This window comes from Aeromicrobium alkaliterrae, from assembly GCF_039529015.1.
Classification (GTDB): domain Bacteria; phylum Actinomycetota; class Actinomycetes; order Propionibacteriales; family Nocardioidaceae; genus Aeromicrobium; species Aeromicrobium alkaliterrae.
Genome location: NZ_BAAAME010000004.1, coordinates 160,705 through 179,971, shown reverse-complemented (window position 1 = coordinate 179,971; position 19,267 = coordinate 160,705). Strand labels below are relative to the sequence as shown.

18 protein-coding genes are annotated in these 19,267 nt (G+C 71.6%); 17 read left to right on the top strand and 1 reads right to left on the bottom strand.

The genetic code is table 11. The features are described from left to right. The first annotated feature begins 123 nt into the window (after positions 1 to 123). The 5 genes from ABD127_RS08835 to ABD127_RS08815 all read left to right on the top strand — a co-directional run bounded on the left by ABD127_RS08835 (position 124) and on the right by ABD127_RS08815 (position 5,813). Positions 124 to 1,761 (top strand): alkaline phosphatase D family protein, encoded by a 1,638-nt coding sequence (locus ABD127_RS08835; protein ID WP_344200138.1) that lies wholly within the window; start codon positions 124 to 126, stop codon positions 1,759 to 1,761. Positions 1,762 to 1,926: 165 nt separating this feature from the next. Then, positions 1,927 to 3,303: a trigger factor gene (gene tig, locus ABD127_RS08830; RefSeq protein ID WP_344200135.1), complete on the top strand. Its 1,377-nt coding sequence runs from the start codon at positions 1,927 to 1,929 to the stop codon at positions 3,301 to 3,303. A gap of 260 nt (positions 3,304 to 3,563) precedes the next feature. Continuing rightward, positions 3,564 to 4,817, top strand: coding sequence for an esterase/lipase family protein (locus tag ABD127_RS08825; RefSeq protein ID WP_344200132.1), 1,254 nt, complete (start codon positions 3,564 to 3,566; stop codon positions 4,815 to 4,817). 50 nt (positions 4,818 to 4,867) lie between these two features. Next, positions 4,868 to 5,338, top strand: a complete 471-nt coding sequence (locus ABD127_RS08820; RefSeq protein WP_344200129.1) for an SRPBCC family protein — start codon at positions 4,868 to 4,870, stop codon at positions 5,336 to 5,338. A 1-nt stretch (position 5,339) separates the two neighbouring features. Then, positions 5,340 to 5,813: an SRPBCC family protein gene (locus ABD127_RS08815; RefSeq protein WP_344200126.1), complete on the top strand. Its 474-nt coding sequence runs from the start codon at positions 5,340 to 5,342 to the stop codon at positions 5,811 to 5,813. A gap of 6 nt (positions 5,814 to 5,819) precedes the next feature. Here ABD127_RS08815 and ABD127_RS08810 read toward each other — a convergent pair whose 3' ends face one another. Next, positions 5,820 to 6,557 carry a GntR family transcriptional regulator gene (locus ABD127_RS08810; protein WP_344200123.1) on the bottom strand — a complete coding sequence of 246 codons (738 nt, stop codon included), beginning with the start codon at positions 6,555 to 6,557 and terminating at the stop codon, positions 5,820 to 5,822. Between the two features lie 132 nt (positions 6,558 to 6,689). On the opposite strand from ABD127_RS08810, the gene ABD127_RS08805 reads away from it, so the two are divergent. The 12 genes from ABD127_RS08805 to ABD127_RS08750 form a co-directional block, all read left to right on the top strand. Continuing rightward, complete coding sequence (locus ABD127_RS08805; protein ID WP_344200120.1) at positions 6,690 to 7,565, top strand: TIM barrel protein; 876 nt, start codon at positions 6,690 to 6,692, stop codon at positions 7,563 to 7,565. Continuing rightward, positions 7,562 to 8,515, top strand: coding sequence for a 5-dehydro-2-deoxygluconokinase (gene iolC, locus ABD127_RS08800; RefSeq protein ID WP_344200117.1), 954 nt, complete (start codon positions 7,562 to 7,564; stop codon positions 8,513 to 8,515). The genes ABD127_RS08805 and iolC overlap by 4 nt, the downstream gene beginning before the upstream one ends. Then, positions 8,512 to 9,396, top strand: a complete 885-nt coding sequence (locus ABD127_RS08795) for a Cgl0159 family (beta/alpha)8-fold protein (RefSeq protein WP_344200115.1) — start codon at positions 8,512 to 8,514, stop codon at positions 9,394 to 9,396. The genes iolC and ABD127_RS08795 overlap by 4 nt, the downstream gene beginning before the upstream one ends. Next, on the top strand, positions 9,396 to 10,259 hold the full coding sequence (iolB, locus tag ABD127_RS08790; RefSeq protein WP_344200112.1) for a 5-deoxy-glucuronate isomerase: 864 nt from the start codon (positions 9,396 to 9,398) through the stop codon (positions 10,257 to 10,259). Before ABD127_RS08795 ends, iolB begins: the two co-directional genes overlap by 1 nt. Continuing rightward, positions 10,256 to 12,208, top strand: coding sequence for a 3D-(3,5/4)-trihydroxycyclohexane-1,2-dione acylhydrolase (decyclizing) (gene iolD, locus ABD127_RS08785; protein ID WP_344200109.1), 1,953 nt, complete (start codon positions 10,256 to 10,258; stop codon positions 12,206 to 12,208). Before iolB ends, iolD begins: the two co-directional genes overlap by 4 nt. Beyond that, positions 12,205 to 13,713 carry a CoA-acylating methylmalonate-semialdehyde dehydrogenase gene (locus ABD127_RS08780; RefSeq protein ID WP_344200106.1) on the top strand — a complete coding sequence of 503 codons (1,509 nt, stop codon included), beginning with the start codon at positions 12,205 to 12,207 and terminating at the stop codon, positions 13,711 to 13,713. Before iolD ends, ABD127_RS08780 begins: the two co-directional genes overlap by 4 nt. A gap of 31 nt (positions 13,714 to 13,744) precedes the next feature. Beyond that, on the top strand, positions 13,745 to 14,707 hold the full coding sequence (locus tag ABD127_RS08775) for a substrate-binding domain-containing protein (RefSeq protein ID WP_344200103.1): 963 nt from the start codon (positions 13,745 to 13,747) through the stop codon (positions 14,705 to 14,707). Positions 14,708 to 14,776: 69 nt separating this feature from the next. After that, entirely contained in the window at positions 14,777 to 15,814 is a 1,038-nt protein-coding gene (locus ABD127_RS08770; RefSeq protein WP_344200100.1) for an ABC transporter permease, read from the top strand. Then, on the top strand, positions 15,811 to 16,680 hold the full coding sequence (locus ABD127_RS08765) for an ATP-binding cassette domain-containing protein (RefSeq protein WP_344200097.1): 870 nt from the start codon (positions 15,811 to 15,813) through the stop codon (positions 16,678 to 16,680). The genes ABD127_RS08770 and ABD127_RS08765 overlap by 4 nt, the downstream gene beginning before the upstream one ends. Further along, complete coding sequence (locus ABD127_RS08760) at positions 16,677 to 17,834, top strand: Gfo/Idh/MocA family protein (protein WP_344200094.1); 1,158 nt, start codon at positions 16,677 to 16,679, stop codon at positions 17,832 to 17,834. The genes ABD127_RS08765 and ABD127_RS08760 overlap by 4 nt, the downstream gene beginning before the upstream one ends. Further along, positions 17,831 to 18,847 carry a Gfo/Idh/MocA family oxidoreductase gene (locus ABD127_RS08755; protein WP_344200091.1) on the top strand — a complete coding sequence of 339 codons (1,017 nt, stop codon included), beginning with the start codon at positions 17,831 to 17,833 and terminating at the stop codon, positions 18,845 to 18,847. The genes ABD127_RS08760 and ABD127_RS08755 overlap by 4 nt, the downstream gene beginning before the upstream one ends. Before the next feature lie 129 nt (positions 18,848 to 18,976). Further along, the coding region (locus ABD127_RS08750; RefSeq protein ID WP_344202596.1) for an ATP-dependent Clp protease proteolytic subunit at positions 18,977 to 19,267 on the top strand (291 nt) is incomplete at its 3' end.

Sequence of the window (19,267 nt, the reverse complement as noted above, 5' to 3'; positions counted from 1 at the left end):
GGTCAGTTCTGACCCGTTTCAGGCCGGAAGACGGGACCGGAGTGACCAAATCTTGCGAGGACGGTCGGGTGACGTTCACCTGAAGGGCACCGTCACGTCCGTCCCTGCTGACGCAATGGGGCCGTGCAGCGCCTCGAGGCCCCGTCACGTCGCCAGGTCCTGATCGGTGGCATGAGTCTCGCCGCCGTCGCCGGCGTCGTGGGACCAGCAGCCTTCCCGTCGCCCGCGACGGGATACCGCCACCACCGCTTCCAGCACGGCGTCGCCTCCGGTGACCCGACGACCGACGCCGTCGTGATCTGGACCCGCGTCACACCCACGATCGAGGCGGTGCCCGGCTCCGGCCTCGGCGATCCGGTCGAGGTCCTGTGGGAGGTCGCCACGGACGAGCGGTTCACCGAGGTCGTCACCTCCGGAACGGTCGTGACCGATCCGCGCAGCGACCACACCGTGAAGCTCGACGTGACCGGCCTGCTGCCGGGTCAGGTCTACCTGTACCGCTTCACCAGCGGCACCGACGTCTCGCCGACGGGGCGCACGCGCACGACGCCCGCACCGCACGCCGACGCCGGCTCGCTGCGCTTCGGCGTCGTGTCGTGCGCGAACTGGCAGGCCGGGTGGTTCAGCGCCTACCGCCACCTCGCCGAGCGCGGCGACCTGGACGCCGTGATCCACCTGGGCGACTACATCTACGAGTACGAGCCCGGCAAGTACTCCTACGGCTACGACTGGGTCGACGTGCGCAGCCACCAGCCGCCGCGCGAGACCGTGACGCTGGCCGACTACCGCGTCCGCCACGGCCAGTACAAGACCGACCCCGACCTGCAGGAGCTGCACGCGCAGGTGCCGTTCATCGTGACGTGGGACGACCACGAGGTCGCCGACGGCTGGTTCCCCGGCGGCGCGTTCGAGCACCAGCCGCACGAGGGCGACTTCGCCGAGCGGCTCTGGTCGGCCCAGCGGGCCTACGACGAGTGGATGCCGGTGCGCCTCGGCGGCACGGCGGTCGTCGGCGACGGCAACCGGATCTACCGCCGCATCCGCTTCGGCGGGCTCGTCGACCTGCTGATGCTCGACCTGCGCGGCTACCGCGACGAGCGCGTCGACGTCGACGACCCGGCCACGGAGAGCCCCGACCGGCAGATGACGGGGGCCGAGCAGTTCGACTGGCTCGTGGACGAGCTCGAGGCGTCCGAGGCGCAGTGGAAGCTCATCGGCAACCCCGTCATGGTGGCGCCGATGCTGATGCCGCAGCGTCCTCGCGGCCAGCAGCTCGCGCTCGTCACCACGACCGACCCGATGTCGTGGGGGCCCGCCGAGCCCAACACCGACACGTGGGACGGCTACCCGCAGCAGCGCCGCGCCCTGCTGCAGCGCATCGAGCGTCAGGGGATCGACGACGTCGTGTTCCTCAGCGGCGACGTCCACACGGCCTGGGCGAACGAGATCCGCGGGAGCAGCGGTGCACCCGTCGCGGCCGAGTTCGTGTGCGCCTCGGTCACGAGCAACAACGTCGACGACTACATGGGCACGTCGCCGCGATCGGTCTCGGTCGCGATGGAGGAAGCCATCTCGGACCTCAACCCGCACGTCCGGTTCGTCAACCTCGACGACCACGGCTACTGCGTCCTGGAGGTCGACGCCGAGGGTGCGCGGATGGAGTGGTGGGCCATCAGCGACCGTGCCGACGCCAACGCCTCGACGCGTCGGCTCGCGACCCGGGCGCTGACGGCGGGATCGTCGCGGATCGAGGCGGTCTGAGCCTGCGACCTGCGTGCAGGCCTCGAACGCCGGGCCCGTAGACTGGCCGCTGGTCCGCGTGAGGTTCGTCCGCGGACGCGGCTGCTCGCGCAGCCCGGCGTCGGTAGTTCGGCGCCACCCACCAGCGTCATCCAGACAGAGTCGTCCACCGCAGGAGTCATCCACGTGAAGAGCACCACCGAGAACCTGAGCCCCACCCGGGTCAAGCTCACCATCGAGGTGCCGTTCGACGAGTTCAAGCCCGCTCTCGACAAGGCCTACAAGTCCATCGGCTCGCAGATCCAGGTGCCCGGCTTCCGCCGCGGCAAGGTCCCCGCGGCCGTCGTCGACCAGCGCGTCGGTCGGGGCGTCGTCCTCGACGAGGCGATCAACGCGGCCCTGCCCGACTGGTACCGCCAGGCACTCGTCGAGACGAACCTCCAGCCGCTCGGTCAGCCCGAGATCGACCTGAGCAAGTTCGCGGACGGCGAGGACATCGAGGTCACCGCCGAGCTCGACGTGCGCCCCGAGATCGAGCTGCCCGACCTGTCGTCGATCGCGGTCGAGGTCGAGGACGTCGACGTCACCGACGCCGACATCGACGAGCAGGTCGAGGGCCTGCGTGAGCGCTTCGCGACGTACACCGGCGTCGAGCGCGGCGCCGAGGCCGGCGACCAAGTCACGATCGACCTGGCGGCCGCGCACAAGGACGGCACCGAGATCGAGGACGCCACCGCGGAGGGCCTGCCCTACCGCGTCGGCGGTGCCGAGATGCTCGACGGCCTCGACGAGGCCGTGACCGGCCTGGAGCCCGGCTCCACGGCCACGTTCGCGACGACGCTGGTCGGCGGCGAGCTCAAGGACACCGAGGTCGACGTCACGGTGACCGTGACCGAGGTCAAGCAGACCGAGCTCCCCGAGCTCGACGAGGAGTTCGTCCAGATGGCGTCGGAGTTCGACACCGTCGAGGAGCTCCGCGCCGATCTGCGCGAGCGCATCACGCGCGGCAAGCGCATGGAGCAGGCCGCCGAGGCGCGCGACCTGGTCCTCGAGGAGATCCTCACCAAGGTCGACGCCCCGCTGCCGGAGAACCTCGTCACCGAGGAGATCACGGCGCGTCGTCAGCAGATCGAGCAGCAGCTCGCGATGTCGGGCGTCGCCTTCGAGCAGTACCTCGACGACCAGGAGCAGACGGCCGACGAGTTCGAGGCCGAGCTCGAGAAGTCGGTGCGCGACTCGATCGTGTCGCAGTTCGTGCTCGACCAGATCGTCGCGACCGACGAGATCGGCCTGGACGACAACGAGCTGACGCAGCACATCATGCGTCGCGCGCAGCAGTCCGGCGAGGACCCGAACTCGTACATCCAGCACATCATGGAGCACAACCACGTGCCCGAGATGGTCAGCGAGGTCCTGCGCGGCAAGGCGCTCGCCTCGCTCGTCGAGGGCGCCACGGTCACCTCGAAGTCCGGTGCCGCGGTCGACCTGAAGGCCCTCCAGGCCGACGGCTCGCTCAAGGGCGAGGGCGACGACGCCGAGGCCGAGGACGCCGACAAGGCCTGACCTCACCCGCACACGCCGCACGGGCGCTCGACCTCCCCAGGTCGGGCGCCCGTTCGCCGTCCTGGCCGCCCCCGGTGGTTGAGGTGCGAAGGCGCTCTGGCGCCTGAGCCTCGAAACCTCGGTCACCTTTCGGGGCAATCCGGCCAGGGTTTCGAGGCTCGCGCCGCAGGCGGCACTCGCACCTCAACCACCGGGAGGTGACGAACGACGCTCCGTGAGACGGTTGGCAGGGCGTGGTCGGAGTTGTCACACTGAGTGACATGCCCACCGATCCCGCTCGCACGACCGATGTCGCCGCGCTGGCGCTCGAGTACGGCGACCGGCTGGTCGTCGGCACCGTTCGCGACGTCCACCGTGCGGTGGCCCAGCGCGCCTTCCGCGCGACCCGCATCGTCGGCGGGCGCGTGCCGGAGTCGCTGCACGACGCCGTTGCGACCTCGATCTACGGTGCGATCAGCGGCGTCCTGCGCGTGTCCAGCGGCTCGGTCCGTGCCCTGTCGGCTCGCGGCGTGGGCCGTCCGGTCGAGTCCTCGCGCCTCGGCCGCGGCGTCGTCGCGGCCGTGAACGGCCTCGTCGGCGACGAGCTGCGCCGCCTCGACGACCCGCAGGCAATCACGATGGCGGTCAGGGTCGACGGCATGGACGTGCCGGTCACCGGCTGGCCGCTCGCGGAGGCGTTCCGCGACGCCTCGAGCCACCTCGTCGTGTTCCTGCACGGGCTGTGCGAGGACGACGAGTCGTGGAGCCAGGGCCGCCGCGCCCACGGCACCTCCTACGGCGAGCGGATCGCGGCCGAGACCGACGGCACGCCGGTCTTCCTGCGCTACAACACGGGCCTGCACATCTCGGAGAACGGCAAGCACCTCGACGCGCTGCTGCGCCAGCTCGTCGACTCCTGGCCCGTGCGCGTGACCCGGCTGACCCTCGTCGGGCACTCGATGGGCGGCCTCGTCGCCCGCTCGGCCACCAACCACGCGACCGCGACGGGCGGCACCTGGACGGGCCTCGTGCGCGACGTCGTCTGCCTCGGCACCCCGCACGCGGGCGCCGCGCTCGAGAAGGCCGTGCACGCGGGGTCGCGGGTCCTGCGGTTCCTCCCGGAGTCGCGCCCGTTCGGCCACTTCCTCGACACCCGCTCGGCCGGCATCGTCGACCTGCGGCACGGGTACATCAGCGCCGACGAGTGGGAGGGGCAGGACCTCACGGCCCGCTGGGGCCTCGATCGCATCGCCGCGGCGCCCCTGGCCCACGCCGAGTACCACTTCGTCGTCGCCACGATGGGGGCCACGCAGCGCCACCCGCTCAGCGCGGTGCTCGGCGACCTCCTGGTGCACTTCTCGTCGGCCGCAGGGATCGGCCGCTCGGGCCCGATCGTCGACGGCGCCCGCTTCGAGTACATCCCGAGCGCCCACCACTTCGCGCTGCTGAACCACCCGCAGGTCGGCGACTGGCTCGTCGAGTGGGTCAAGGCCGCGTCGCGCGAGCGCCGCGCCATCGTCGCCGGCGAGGCCTGACGCTTCACATACCGCTGGTATGTGAAGCGTGTTTCGAGTAGGTTCCGGTCATGGTCAACCGTGACATCATCACTGCCAGCATCGACATCGCCGCTCCGCCCGCCGCCGTGTGGGCCGTGGTCTCGGACCTGAAGCGCATGGGGGAGTGGAGCCCCCAGTGCCGCCGGATGATCATCCGCGGCGGCGAGGTCACCCAGGGCACCCGCACGATCAACATCAACCGGCAGGGCTGGAAGTTCTGGCCGACCCGCTCGTACGTCAAGGTCTTCGAGCCCGAGCGCTCGCTGGCGCTCAAGATCGCCGAGAACGGCACGGTCTGGACCTACGACCTCGAGCCCACCGCGGCCGGCACCCGCCTGACCGAGTCGCGCACGGCGCCGAACGGCGTCTCGAACCTCTCGAACTTCCTGAGCAAGCACGTCCTCGGCGGCACCGAGAACTTCGAGGACGAGCTGCAGCGCGGCATCGAGGACACGCTCGCGCGCATCAAGCACGAGGTCGAGAAGAAGGTTGCGGCCTGACGTGGCGCGCTCCTACGTGGCCCCGCTCGAGGCCAGCATCCACATCGACGCCCCGCCGGCTGCGGTCTGGGCCGTGCTCCACGACCAGCGACGCATGGCCGACTTCTCCGAGGAGACCTACAAGCAGGGCTTCATCGGCACGCCCGTGCGCGAGGGCACGGTGAGCATCAACCTGAACAAGCGCAAGGCCGCCTTCTGGCCGACGATCAGCCGCTACACCGAGGTCGTGCCCGAGCGGCGGCTGGCGTTCCGCGTCATCGGCCCGAGCGCGACCTGGAGCTACGACCTCGAGCCCGCCGCCGACGGCGGCACCACGGTCACCGAGCGTCGCCGCCTGACGAACGACCGCGCAGCACTCGCCTCGATCGTCACGGCCCGCCTGCTGCTCGGCGGCGTCACGAACCACGACGTCGAGCTCGTCCAGGGCATGCACGACACGCTCGCGCGGCTGAAGGCCGAGGTCGAGCGGGGCTGAGCCTCCTCAGCGGTCGACGAGGGTCATGTCGAACGAGTACAGGTCGGGCCGGTAGGCGTGGCGCCCGTACTCGACGGCGTGGCCCGAGTCGTCGTACGCCGTGCGCTGCATCGTGAGCAACGGGGCGCCGACGGACTCGCCGAGCAGGTCGGCGTCGGCCTCGTCGGCGCGCCGCGCCCCGATGCGCTGGCGGGCGACCCGGATCGCCAGGCCGGTCGCGCGCAGCGTCGCGTACAGGCCCTCGTGCTCCAGGTCGACGCCCGTGAGGTCGACGAGCGACGCGGGCAGCACGTTGTGCATGACGGCCAGGGGCTGGTCGCCGATCAGGCGCAGCCGGCGCACGCTCCACACGAGGGTGCCGACGCCGAGCTGGAGCTCCTCGGCGATTTCGGGGTCGGCCTCGAGGCGCTCGCAGGACAGGACCCGGGTCTGCGGGTGGTGGCCCGCGGCCGACAGGTCGTCGAACAGGCTCGTCAGCTCGACCTGGCGCCGGACGCGTCCCTGCACGACCTGGGTGCCCACGCCTCGGCGACGCACCAGCATGCCCTTGTCGACCAGCACCTGGATCGCCTGGCGCATCGTCGGACGCGACAGCCCGAGGTCGCGCGCCATCGAGATCTCGTTGTCGAGACGCTCGCCCGCAGCGATCTCGCCCGCGACGATCGCCCGCTCGAGCTGCTCGGCCACCTGGAAGTACAAGGGGACCGGACTCGAGCGGTCGAGGGTGATCGACGGCTGCGTCATGTCGTCAACCTAGCGAAGTGTTCCCTCCACGTCACGATGTCATGACAAATGCTTGACAGTGACGCAGGCCACAGCCAGAATCGTGACGCAGAGCACATGTCAGGACAAATACGACGAGGCCCGAGGATCACGATGAACGACACCGCCCGCTCCCGCATCGCCGGCGCCCCCATCTCCTGGGGCGTGTGCGAGGTCCCCGGCTGGGGCTACCAGCTCCCCGCCGACCGGGTGCTGACCGAGATGGCCGAGCTCGGCCTCGGCGCCACCGAGTTCGGTCCGCAGGGCTTCCTGCCCGAGCAGCCCCGGGCCAAGGCCGAGCTCCTCGCCTCCTACGGACTGCGCTCGGTCGGCGGGTTCCTGCCGGTCGTCCTGCACACCGACCACGACCCGCTGTCCGAGGTCGACGCGTTCATCGACGACTGCCTGGCCTCCGGGGCCGGGGTCGTCGTGCTGGCGGCGGCCACGGGCCGTGACGGCTACGACGCCCGCCCGGAGCTGAGCGAGGTCGAGTGGAAGGCGCTGCTCGGCCAGCTCGACCGCATCGCCGACCACGCGGCCGAGCGGGGCGTCGTCGCCGCGCTCCACCCGCACATCGGCACGCTGGTCGAGGACGCCGCCGACGTCCGCCGGGTCCTGGAGGGCTCGCACGTCGGCCTGTGCATCGACACCGGCCACCTCGTCGCCGCCGGCGCCGATCCGGTCGCGATCACGCTGGCCCACCTCGACCGCGTGCGCCACGTGCACCTCAAGGACGTCGACGCAGGCCTCGCGGCGCAGGTGCAGGACGGGTCGCTGGCCTTCTCCGACGCCGTCTCGCAGGGACTGTGGACCGTGCTCGGTCGCGGATCGGTCGACATCGCGGCGATGATCTCCGCGCTCGAGGGCCACGGCTACACCGGCTGGTACGTCCTGGAGCAGGACCTCAAGCTGACGGGCGAGCCCGAGGGCGTCGGCCCCCGCGCCGACGTCGCCGCCTGCTTGGCCTACGTCGAGGGAGCGCTCGCGTGAGCCTTCCGCTCGAGCTCGTCACGATCGGACGCTGCGGCGTGGACGTGTACCCCGAGCAGATCGGCGTGGGCCTGGAGGACGTGACGTCCTTCGCCAAGTTCCTGGGCGGGTCCCCGACCAACGTCGCCGTCGCGGCGGCCCGGCTCGGCCACCGCACCGCGGTGCTGACCAAGACCGGCGACGACCCGTTCGGCCGCTTCGTCCGCACGGCGCTGACGGGCTTCGGGGTCGGCACCGAGATGGTCGGCACGGACGACACCCTGGCGACGCCGGTGACGTTCTGCGAGATCTTCCCGCCGGACGACTTCCCGCTCTACTTCTACCGCTGGCCCTCGGCCCCCGACCTGCAGCTGCGGGCCGACGAGCTCGACCTCGACGCGATCCGCGAGGCCGACGTCGTGTGGTTCACGCTGACGGGGCTCTCGGCCGAGCCGAGCCGCGAGGCCCACCTGGCGGCGCTCGAGGCCCGTGGACGCGACCGCCTGACGATCGTCGACCTCGACTACCGCCCGATGTTCTGGCCCTCGTCCGCCCAGGCGTCCGCCGCGGCCGCCGAGGTCCTGCCCTGGGTCTCGGTCGCGGTCGGCAACCGCGAGGAGTGCGAGGTCGCGGTCGGTGAGACCGAGCCCCAGAAGGCCGCCGCCGCGCTGCGGGCGGCCGGGGTCGGCACCGCGATCGTCAAGCAGGGACCCGCCGGCGTCCTGGGGGTGCGCGGCGACGAGTCGGTCGTCGTGCCGCCGGTGCCGGTCGAGGTCGTCAACGGTCTCGGTGCGGGGGACGCCTTCGGAGGTTCCCTCGTCCACGGTCTGCTGTCAGGGTGGTCGCTGCAGCGCACGCTGGAGTTCGCCAACGCGGCCGGTGCCGTCGTGGCGGGCCGGCTGTCGTGCGCCGACGCGATGCCCACGTCGTCCGAGGTCGAACAGGTTCTGGAGCAGGGGAGAGTCGCATGAACGCCGTCGATGCCGAGGCCATCGCCCGACTGGTCACGACCCGCGTCACCGATCCGCAGGCGATCGCTCGCGGCTGGGCCGCGCGTCGCACCCCCGCGTCGCTCGTGGGGTCCTCCGGCCGCCTGATGCTCGTGGCCGCCGACCACCCCGCTCGCGGGGCGCTCCGCGCGGGCGACGACCCGCTGGCGATGGGCGACCGCACCCAGCTGCTCGACCGGCTCGTCCGTGCGCTCGCCCGGCCCGGTGTCGACGGCGTGCTCGGCACGGCCGACGTCCTCGACGACCTCCTGCTGCTCGGGGCGCTCGAGGACAAGGTCGTGATCGGCTCGATGAACCGTGGCGGCCTCGCCGGCACCGCGTTCGAGATCGACGACCGCTTCACGGGCTACCACGCGGCGGCGATCCGGGACCGCAGCCTGCAGGGCGGCAAGATGCTCTTCCGCATCGAGCCCGAGGACGCCGGCACCGTCGCCACGATGCAGGCCTGCGCGCACGCGGTCGAGGAGCTGGCCGCGGCCGGCCTCATGGCCATGGTCGAGCCGTTCATCTCCGCCCGGCGTGACGGGCGGGTCGTCAACGACCTCTCGACCGCTGCCGTCGTGCGCTCCGCGACCGTCGCGGCCGGCCTGGCCTCGACGTCGGCGCACACCTGGCTCAAGCTGCCGGTCGTCGAGGACATGGAGACGGTCCTCGCGGCCACGGCCCTGCCCGTCGTGCTCCTCGGCGGCGAGGTCTCGTCCGACCAGCAGGAGCAGTTCGCCCAGTGGTCGAAGGCGCTCGAGCACCCGTCGGTGCGGGGCATGGTCGTCGGTCGCAGCCTGCTGTACCCGCCGGGCGGCGACGTCGAGGCGGCCGTCGACGCGACGGTGGCGATGCTCTGATGGCCTCCGTCATCGCGGCCGGCACGGCAGCGTCCCCACCCTTCGCCCTGGAGGTCACTCCGGAGAGCGCCGGGTGGGGGCACACGGGGCTGAAGGTGCTCGACCTCGCCCCGGGTCAGTCGGTCACCTTCGCGACCGGCGAGGACGAGGCCCTGGTGCTCTCGCTCGGCGGGTCGGCCGAGGTCCAGGTCGACGACGTCACGCAGCAGCTCGTGGGCCGCCGCGACGTCTGGTCCGGTCCCAGTGACGTCGTCTACGCGCCCCTGGGCTCCACCGTCACGGTGACCTCGCCGGACGGTGGCCGCTTCGCGGTCCCGACGGCGCGCGCCACGGTGCGCCTCGCGGTCGGCTACCTGCCGGCGGGCGACGTCCCGGTCGAGCTGCGCGGGGCCGGACCGGCCAGCCGCCAGGTCAACAACTTCGGCGTTCCCGGCGTCCTCGAGGCTGACCGCATCATCGCGTGCGAGGTCCTGACCCCCGGCGGCAACTGGTCGTCCTACCCGCCGCACAAGCACGACGAGGAGCGTGAGGGCGAGACGCGGCTGGAGGAGATCTACTACTTCGAGGTCGCCGCCGGTCCCCACGGAGCCGGCCTGGGCTACCAGCGGGTCTACGGTCACGAGCAGGCGGAGATCGACGTGCTCGCCGAGGTCCGCACCGGCGACGTCGTGCTGATCCCGCACGGCTGGCACGGCCCGTCGATGGCCGCTCCCGGCTACGACCTTTACTACCTCAACGTCATGGCAGGCCCGGGCGCCGAGCGCGCCTGGCTGATCTGCGACGACCCCGACCACGGCTGGGTCCGCGAGAGCTGGGCGACCCAGGCGCTGGACCCCCGGCTCCCCTTCGGAGGACAGGCATGAGCACGAGCTCCCCGACGGTGCGGCTCACCGTCGCCCAGGCCCTCGTCCGGTTCCTCGAGGTGCAGGACGTCGAGCGCGACGGCGTCGCGCGCCCGTTCTTCGCGGGCTGCTGGGGCATCTTCGGCCACGGCAACGTCGCGGGCGTGGGCCAGGCGCTGCTGGAGCGCGAGCTCTCCGGGGATCCGTCCCACCTGCGCTTCCTGCACGGGCGCAACGAGCAGTCGATGGTGCACGCCGCGGTCGCCTACGCCCGTCAGTACGACCGGCGCGCGGCGATGGCCGTCACCGCGTCGGTCGGGCCCGGCGCGACCAACATGGTCACGGGCGCCGCGCTGGCGACGATCAACCGGCTGCCGGTCCTGCTGCTGCCCGGCGACGTCTTCGCGACCCGGGTCGCCAACCCCGTGCTGCAGGAGCTCGAGGACCCGTCGAGCATGGACACGACCGTCAACGACGCCTTCCGGCCGGTCTCGCGCTACTGGGACCGGATCGCCCGGCCCGAGCAGCTCCCGTCGGCGCTGCTGCAGGCCATGCGGGTCCTGACCGACCCGGCCGACACCGGCGCCGTGACGCTCTGCCTGCCGCAGGACGTGCAGGCCGAGGCCCACGACTGGCCGGTCGAGCTGTTCGAGCGTCGCCTCTGGCGCATCGCGCGTCCGGTGCCCCAGCCCGACGAGCTGGCCCGCGCCGCAGCCGCGATCCGCGCCAGTCGGCGTGCGATCGTCGTGGCCGGCGGCGGGGTCATCTACTCCGGCGCCGACGCGGCGCTGCGAGCCTTCGCCGAGGCCACCGGCATCCCGGTCGTCGAGACGCAGGCGGGCAAGGGCTCGCTGCCGTACGACCACCCGCAGGCCGTCGGCGCGATCGGTGCCACCGGCACCACCGCGGCGGACCTGCTGGCGGGCGAGGCCGACCTCGTGATCGGCGTCGGCACGCGCTACAGCGACTTCACGACCGCCTCGCGCAGCGTCTTCGCGGGTGACGACGTGCGGTTCGTCAACGTCAACGTCGCGCGGCTCGACGCCGTGAAGCTCTCGGCGACGACCCTCGTGGCCGACGCCCGCCTCGCGGTCGAGGCGCTGACCGAGGCCCTCGAGGGCTGGCGCGCCGAGCCGGAGCACACGGCCCGTGCGACCGATCTCGCGGCGCAGTGGGACGCGACCGTCGAGGCCGCCCACGCCCGCACCGACGGCGACGGGCGCCTCGTCCAGTCGGCCCTGATCGGCGTCGTGAACGAGACGACCGACCCGCGCGACGTCGTGGTCTGCGCCGCGGGCTCGATGCCCGGCGACCTGCACAAGCTGTGGCGCACCCGCGACCGCAAGGGCTACCACGTCGAGTACGGCTTCTCCTGCATGGGCTACGAGATCGCGGGCGGCCTCGGGGTCAAGATGGCGGCGCTCGACCAGGCCGCCCAGGGCGAGGACGCCGACCGCGACGTCGTCGTGATGGTCGGCGACGGCTCCTACCTGATGCTGAGCACCGAGCTCGTCACGGCCGTCGCCGAGGGCGTCAAGATCATCGTCGTGCTCGTGCAGAACCACGGGTACGCCTCGATCGGCGCCCTGTCGCAGAGCCTCGGGTCGCAGCGCTTCGGCACGGCCTACCGCCAGCGGACCTCGACGGGCCTGGACGGCGACCTCCTGCCGGTCGACCTCGCGGCCAACGCCGCGAGCCTCGGCGCCGACGTCATCTCGGCCACGAGCCTGGACGACGTGCGCGCGGCCCTGCTCACGGCCAAGGCCTCGAGCCGCACGACCGTGATCCACGTCGAGACCGACCCCCTCGTGCCCGCGCCCGACAGCCCGGCCTGGTGGGACGTCCCCGTCGCCGAGGTCTCGGCGCTGGACTCCACCCGCACCGCGCGCGAGACCTACCTCGAGCACAAGACCACCCAGCGCCACCACCTGGCGCCTCCCACGCACTATGACCCGAAGGATCCCGCATGAGCCAGCACACCTCCGTCTACGACCACTGGATCGACGGCCGCCACGTCGCCGGCTCCTCCACCCGGGTCGGCGACGTGTACGACCCCGCCACGGGGTCGGTCGTGCGCGGCGTGCGTCTGGCGGACGAGTCCGACGTCGACCTGGCGGTCGCGGCCGCCACGCGCGCGTTCGAGGGCTGGGGCGAGACCTCGGTGACGGCACGGTCGCGGGTCATGTTCGACTTCCGCCAGCTGCTCGTCGAGCACGAGGACGAGCTGGCCGCGATCATCAGCGCCGAGCACGGCAAGACCCTGAGCGACGCCAAGGGCGAGGTCGTCCGCGGGCGCGAGGTCGTCGAGTTCGCGTGCGGCATCCCGCAGCTCCTCAAGGGGGAGTACAGCGACCAGGTCTCCGGGTCGGTCGACTCCTTCTCGTTCCGGCAGCCGCTCGGCGTCGTCGCCGGCATCACGCCGTTCAACTTCCCGATCATGGTGCCGCTGTGGATGCACCCGGTCGCGATCGCGACGGGCAACACCTTCGTGCTCAAGCCCTCCGAGCGAGTCCCGGGAGCATCCGACCTCGTCGCCCGGCTCTACCGCGAGGCCGGCCTGCCGGACGGCGTGTTCAACGTGGTCCACGGCGACAAGGTCGCGGTCGACGCCGTCCTGGACCACCCCGACGTCGCCGCCGTCTCGTTCGTCGGCTCCACGCCGATCGCGCGATACGTGCACGAGCGTGCCGGGACGACCGGCAAGCGCGTGCAGGCGCTCGGCGGGGCCAAGAACCACGCCGTCGTGATGCCGGACGCGGACCTCGACTTCGCCGCCGACCACATCGTCGCGGCGGGGTACGGCTCGGCCGGCCAGCGGTGCATGGCGATCTCGGCGGTCGTCGCGGTGGGCCCGGCTGCCGACACGCTCGTGGCGAAGATCGGCGAGCGCACCCACGCGGTGCGCGTGGGGGTCGGCACCGACCCCGACGCCGAGATGGGCCCCGTCGTGACCCGCGCCTCGCGCGACCGCATCGTCGACCTGATCGGCCAGGGCGAGTCCGCCGGCGCGAAGGTCGTCGTCGACGGCCGCGACCTCGTGGTCGACGGTCACGCCGACGGCTTCTTCGTCGGCCCCACCCTGATCGACCACGTCACGACCGGCATGAGCGTCTACACCGACGAGATCTTCGGTCCGGTCCTCGCGGTCCTGCGCGTCGAGAGCCTCGACGAGGCCCTCGCGCTCGTGAACGCGAACCCCTACGGCAACGGCACGGCGGTGTTCACCTCCTCGGGAGAGGTGGCCCGCACGTTCCAGCGGCGCGTGCACGTCGGCATGATCGGCATCAACGTGCCGGTCCCCGTGCCGATGGCGTTCCACTCGTTCGGCGGGTGGAAGGACTCGCTCTTCGGTGACCACCACATCCACGGTCCCGAGGGCGTCCACTTCTACACCCGCGCCAAGGTGGTCACCAGCCGGTGGCCGCACGTGAGCGAGGACTCCCTCGCCGCCCTCCATTTCCCGACGGCACACTGACGCCGGGTCACCGAGAGAAGGAAACCCCACCATGAAGAAGCTGACGCTCATCGGAGCTGCGCTCCTGGTCGGCTCGTTGCTGGCCGCGTGCTCCGGCACCGGTCAGGACGACTCCGGCGCCACGGCGGAGACCAGTGACCTCACGTACGCCGTCATCACGCACTCCGGTCCCGGCGACGCGTTCTGGGACCGGGTCAAGTCCGGCGCCGAGCGCGCGGGTGACGACTACGGCGTATCGGTCGACTACACCTCGGACCCCGACCCGGCCAAGCAGTCGCAGCTCATCGACAACGCGGTGGCCCAGAAGGTCGACGGCATCGTCGTCTCGATGGCCAACCCCGACGGCCTCAAGGACAGCATCGAGAAGGCCGTCGCGGCCGGCATCCCGGTCGTGACGATCAACTCCGGTCTGGACGAGTCGGCCGCCTTCGGGGCGATCACCCACATCGGTCAGTCCGAGACGATCGCCGGCGAGGCCGTCGGCACCAAGCTCTCCGAGGCCGGCGTCTCCAACGCGATCTGCGTCATCCACGAGGCCGGCAACATCGGCCTGGAGGAGCGGTGCCGCGCCGCCGCCAGCACGTTCGACGGCACGATGACGAACCTGCAGGTCGACGGCACGAACGACGCCGAGGTCAAGGCCACGATCAAGTCCAAGCTGCAGGCCGATCCGTCGATCGACGGGATCCTGACGCTCGGTGGCCAGTTCGCGATCGGCGCCGTCGGCGCCGTCGAGGAGTCCGGCAGCGACGCCCAGGTGGCGACGTTCGACCTCTCCGACGACGTCGTCTCGGACATCGAGGCGGGCAAGATCCTCTTCGCGGTCGACCAGCAGCCCTACGTCCAGGGCTTCCTGGGCGTCACGACGCTGTACCTGAAGTCGATCAACGGCAACGACGTCGGTGGCGGCCAGCCCATCAACTCCGGGCCCGCCTTCGTCACGAAGGACAACGCGGCCGACGTGGCGGAGTTCGCCAAGCAGGGCACGCGCTGACATCCGCCGGTGGGGCGTCCCGCCCAGGGACGCCCCACCACCTCCCGCTCCTCGAAAGGACCTGACTTCATGGCGACAGCAACGGCTGCACCTGACGAACGACTTGCCTCGACCTCGCTGGTCTCACGGCTCCTGATCCGCCCGGAGATCGGTGCCGCCGTCGCAGCGATCGCCGTCATGATCTTCTTCACCCTCATCAGCGACCGCTTCTTCACCCTCGCGGGTGCGGGAGTCTGGACCGAGTCGGCCTCGACGTTCGGCATCATGGCCGTCGCCGTGGCGCTGCTCATGATCGGCGGCGAGTTCGACCTCTCCGCGGGCGTCATGACGGGCTTCTCCGCGCTGACGGTCGGCATCCTGACGACGAACTACGGCCTCAACATCTGGGTCGCCGTCCTCATCGCCCTCGCCCTGGCGCTGTCGGTCGGGGCCATCAACGGCATCCTCGTGATGCGCACCGGCCTGCCGAGCTTCATCATCACGCTCGGCACCTTCTTCATCCTGCGGGGCGTCGACCTCGCGGTGACGAAGGCGATCATCGGGCAGGTGTCGATCCAGGGCATGCGCGACGTGCCGTTCTACGACTCGATCCAGCCCGTGTTCGGGCACAGCATCCAGATCGGCGAGGGCACGTTCTACGTCTCGGTCCTGTGGTGGATCGCGGTCGCGTCGGTCGCGACCTGGGTCCTGCTGCGCACTCGCGCGGGCAACTGGATCTTCGCCGTCGGCGGCGCCCAGCAGTCCGCGCGCCAGGTCGGCGTCCCGGTCCTCCGCACCAAGGTGGGCCTGTTCATGACCACGGCCGCGGCCGGCTGGCTCGTGGGCATGATCTCGCTGTTCCGCACCTCCACGGTGCAGGCGAACACGGGCGTCGGCCAGGAGTTCATCTACATCATCTGCGCCGTCGTGGGCGGCTGCCTGCTGACGGGCGGCTACGGCTCGGCCGTGGGGGCCGCGCTCGGCGCCCTGATCTACGGCATGGCGTTCCAGGGCATCACGTTCGCCCAGTGGGACACCGACTGGCTGTTCACGTTCCTCGGCGCCATGCTGCTCGGCGCCGTCTTCCTCAACAACTGGGTCCGCAACCGAGGAGTGACCACACGATGACCGCATCTCAGACGCGCGGCGCCGCGATCCTGGAGGTCGACCAGGTCGGCAAGCGCTACGGCAACATCATCGCCCTGTCCGGCATCTCGACGTCCGTCCGCGCGGGTGAGGTCACCTGCGTGCTCGGCGACAACGGTGCGGGCAAGTCGACCTTCATCAAGATCCTCGCCGGAGCGCACGAGCACTCCGAGGGCGTCCTGCGGATCGACGGCGAGGAGTGCCGGCTCAGCAGCCCGCGCGAGGCGCTGGAGGCTGGGGTCGCCACGGTCTACCAGGACCTCGCGGTCGTGCCGCTGATGCCCGTCTGGCGCAACTTCTTCCTGGGCTCGGAGCTCACGAAGGGGCGCGGCCCGCTGCGCCGCCTGGACGTCGCCGGGATGAAGCGGACGACCAAGGCCGAGCTGTCCGCGATGGGCATCGACCTGCGCGACGTCGACCAGCCGATCGGCACCCTCTCGGGTGGTGAGCGGCAGTGCGTCGCGATCGCGCGCGCGGTCTACTTCGGCGCTCGCGTGCTCATCCTCGACGAGCCCACCGCGGCCCTCGGCGTGAAGCAGTCCGGCGTCGTGCTGAAGTACATCGCCAAGGCTCGTGACCGCGGGCTCGGCGTCGTGTTCATCACCCACAACCCGCACCACGCCTACCCCGTCGGCGACCGCTTCATGCTGCTGCGTCGCGGCAAGAGCATGGGCGACTTCCCCAAGAGCGAGATGACCCTCGACGACCTGACGGCCATGATGGCCGGCGGTGCCGAGCTCGAGTCGCTGGCCCACGAGCTGCAGCGCGAGATGGGCGCGGACTCGTCGGTCGCCGCCGAGCTCGCCGAGGTGCAGCAGAACGTCGCCGCGAAGGGAGCCCGCGAGTGAGCGACGCACCCGACCTGCGGATCGGCGTCGTGGGCCTGGGCTGGATGGGCCAGGTCCACGCCCGCGCCTGGAGCCGTCTGCTGCAGCACTACCCCGACAGCGCCCGGCGCCCCGTGCTGGTGGCCGTGGCGGACACCGTGATCGACGACCGCACGCGCCGGGCCGCGGCGTCGCTCGGGTTCGGCGAGCTCGTCGCCGACTGGCGCGAGCTCGTGGCCCGCGACGACCTGGACCTGGTGTGCGTCACCGGCCCGAACTTCATCCACCGCGAGGTGGGGGTCGCCGTCGCGCAGTCGGGCAAGCACCTGTGGATCGAGAAGCCGGCCGGGCGCAACGCCGCCGAGACCGCCGAGATCGCCGCTGCGGTCGACGCGGCCGGCGTGCAGTCGGCCGCCGGGTTCAACTACCGCAACGCGCCCGGTGTCGAGCGAGCCCGCGAGATCGTGGCCTCGGGCCGGATCGGACGGATCGAGCACACCACGGTGCGCTTCCTGTCCGACTACGCGGCACACCCCGACGGTGCGCTGTCGTGGCGCTTCGACGACGAGTTCTCCGGCAGTGGCGTCCTGGGCGACCTGGTGAGCCACGCGGTCGACCTCGCCGAGCACGTCGTGGGTCCGATCGCCGAGCTCGTCGCCGACCAGGCGACCTTCATCGCCGAGCGGCCCGAGGCCACGCCCGGCGCGCTGCACTACGAGCGCGGCTCCGGCGCCCGGGGACCGGTGGGCAACGAGGACTACGTGACCGCGCTGTTGCGCTTCGCTGACGGCTCGCGCGGGATGCTCGAGTCGAGCCGGGTCGCCGTCGCCGAGCAGAACACCTACGGCTTCGAGATCCACGGCACCACGGGTGCCGTCGCGTGGGACTTCCGACGCCTCAACGAGCTGCGCACGGCTTTCGCCGAGGACTACCAGAACGCCTCGTGGACCACGGAGTACGTGACCCCGGCCTCCGGCGAGATGCGGGCCTTCCAGCCCGGCGCCGGCAACGCGATGGGCTTCGACGACCTCAAGGTCATCGAGGCGCATCGGCTCGTGGAGTCGATCGCCCAGGCGAAGCCGATCGGCGCCACGATCCACGACGCGCTGCGAGCCGCCCGCACGCTCGACGCGGTCCGCGCGTCGGTCGCCGGCCGCAGCTGGGTGAACCTGTGAGCGCGGCACGGCGGCTGCGGGTCGGCGTCATCGGTGCGGGGGCGATGGGGGCCTCCCACGCCCGCACGCTCGCGAACGCCGTCGCGTCCGCCGAGGTCGTCGCCCTCTACGACCGTGACACCCAGCGCGCGGCGGCCGTCGCGGCCGAGGTCGGGGCCCGGGTTGCCGACTCGCCCGAGGCCCTGATCGACGCGGTCGACGCGGTCGTCGTGGTCTCGCCGGACTTCACGCACGTCGACCTCGTGCTGGCCTGCCTCGCCGCGGGCAAGCACGTCCTGTGCGAGAAGCCGCTGGCCGAGAACGCCGCGGACGCCCACCGGGTCGTCGAGGCCGAGGTGGCCCTCGGACGCCAGCTCGTCCAGGTCGGGTTCAACCGACGCTTCGACCCCGGCTTCGTCGAGCTGAAGGCGTCGGTCACGGCCGGCGAGCTGGGCGACGTGCGCCTCGTGCACGGCATCCACCGCAACGCCTCCAACGCCACCAGCACCGACGACGCGACCCTCGTGACCGGGTCGATGATCCACGAGCTCGACACCTTCCGGTGGCTGCTCGACGGCGAGATCGTCGCGATCCGCGTGGAGTCCCCGGTCGTGGACGGATTCCGCGACCCGCAGGTCGCCACGTTGTGGACCGACCAGGGGCAGATGCTGACGGCCGAGGTCTTCGTCAACGCCGCCTACGGGTACGACGTGCGCGTCGAGGTCGTGGGCACCGGCGGGTCCGCGATGCTCGAGCCGCGCACCCCCGTCGTCCGGCGCACGGCCGGGCAGAGCCGCAGCTCGATCGGCAGCGACTTCGTGGAGCACTTCCTCGAGTCGTACCGGATCGAGCTCGCGCAGTGGACCGAGGCGTCCCTCGCGGGTCGCGTCGTCGGAGCGACGGCGTGGGACGGCTTCATGGCCAACCTCGTCGCGGGCCACGGCGTCGACGCGCTGCGGTCGGGGGAGCGGCGCACGATCGACGTCCCGCAGCGCCCCGCGCTGTACGCGACCCCGCCGACGCACGCCGGGTGAGGCGGGGGCGTCAGCGGCCCGATCCCGCTGACGTCCTCGCGTACGCCCATGGCGAACAGGGCGTGTTCGCGCGTGTGTCGGGCCGGTTCGCCGTCTAGGGTCGTGAGCGTGAACCCACAGTCCGAATTCATGTCCGCGCAGGCGGGGCCGTCCGACCTCGACGGCCACATCTACCAGCGCCTGCTCAAGGAGCGCATCGTCTTCCTCGGCTCGGAGGTGCGCAACGAGAACGCCAACGCGATCTGCGCGCAGATGCTGCTGCTCAACGCCGAGAACCCCGACGCCGACATCTACCTGTACATCAACAGCCCGGGTGGATCCGTCGACGCCGGCATGGCGATCTACGACACGATGCAGTTCATCTCGAACGACGTCGCGACGGTCGGCATGGGCCTGGCCGCCTCGATGGGTCAGTTCCTG

Excerpts from the sequence above, each read along its gene's own strand:
- ABD127_RS08825 (WP_344200132.1), top strand. The coding sequence starts at position 3,564 with ATGCCCACCGATCCCGCTCGCACGACCGATGTCGCCGCGCTGGCGCTC.
- ABD127_RS08820 (WP_344200129.1), top strand. The coding sequence starts at position 4,868 with ATGGTCAACCGTGACATCATCACTGCCAGCATCGACATCGCCGCTCCG.
- ABD127_RS08810 (WP_344200123.1), bottom strand. The coding sequence starts at position 6,557 with ATGACGCAGCCGTCGATCACCCTCGACCGCTCGAGTCCGGTCCCCTTG.
- ABD127_RS08805 (WP_344200120.1), top strand. The coding sequence starts at position 6,690 with ATGAACGACACCGCCCGCTCCCGCATCGCCGGCGCCCCCATCTCCTGG.
- ABD127_RS08795 (WP_344200115.1), top strand. The coding sequence starts at position 8,512 with ATGAACGCCGTCGATGCCGAGGCCATCGCCCGACTGGTCACGACCCGC.
- iolB (WP_344200112.1), top strand. The coding sequence starts at position 9,396 with ATGGCCTCCGTCATCGCGGCCGGCACGGCAGCGTCCCCACCCTTCGCC.
- iolD (WP_344200109.1), top strand. The coding sequence starts at position 10,256 with ATGAGCACGAGCTCCCCGACGGTGCGGCTCACCGTCGCCCAGGCCCTC.
- ABD127_RS08780 (WP_344200106.1), top strand. The coding sequence starts at position 12,205 with ATGAGCCAGCACACCTCCGTCTACGACCACTGGATCGACGGCCGCCAC.
- ABD127_RS08775 (WP_344200103.1), top strand. The coding sequence starts at position 13,745 with ATGAAGAAGCTGACGCTCATCGGAGCTGCGCTCCTGGTCGGCTCGTTG.
- ABD127_RS08770 (WP_344200100.1), top strand. The coding sequence starts at position 14,777 with ATGGCGACAGCAACGGCTGCACCTGACGAACGACTTGCCTCGACCTCG.
- ABD127_RS08765 (WP_344200097.1), top strand. The coding sequence starts at position 15,811 with ATGACCGCATCTCAGACGCGCGGCGCCGCGATCCTGGAGGTCGACCAG.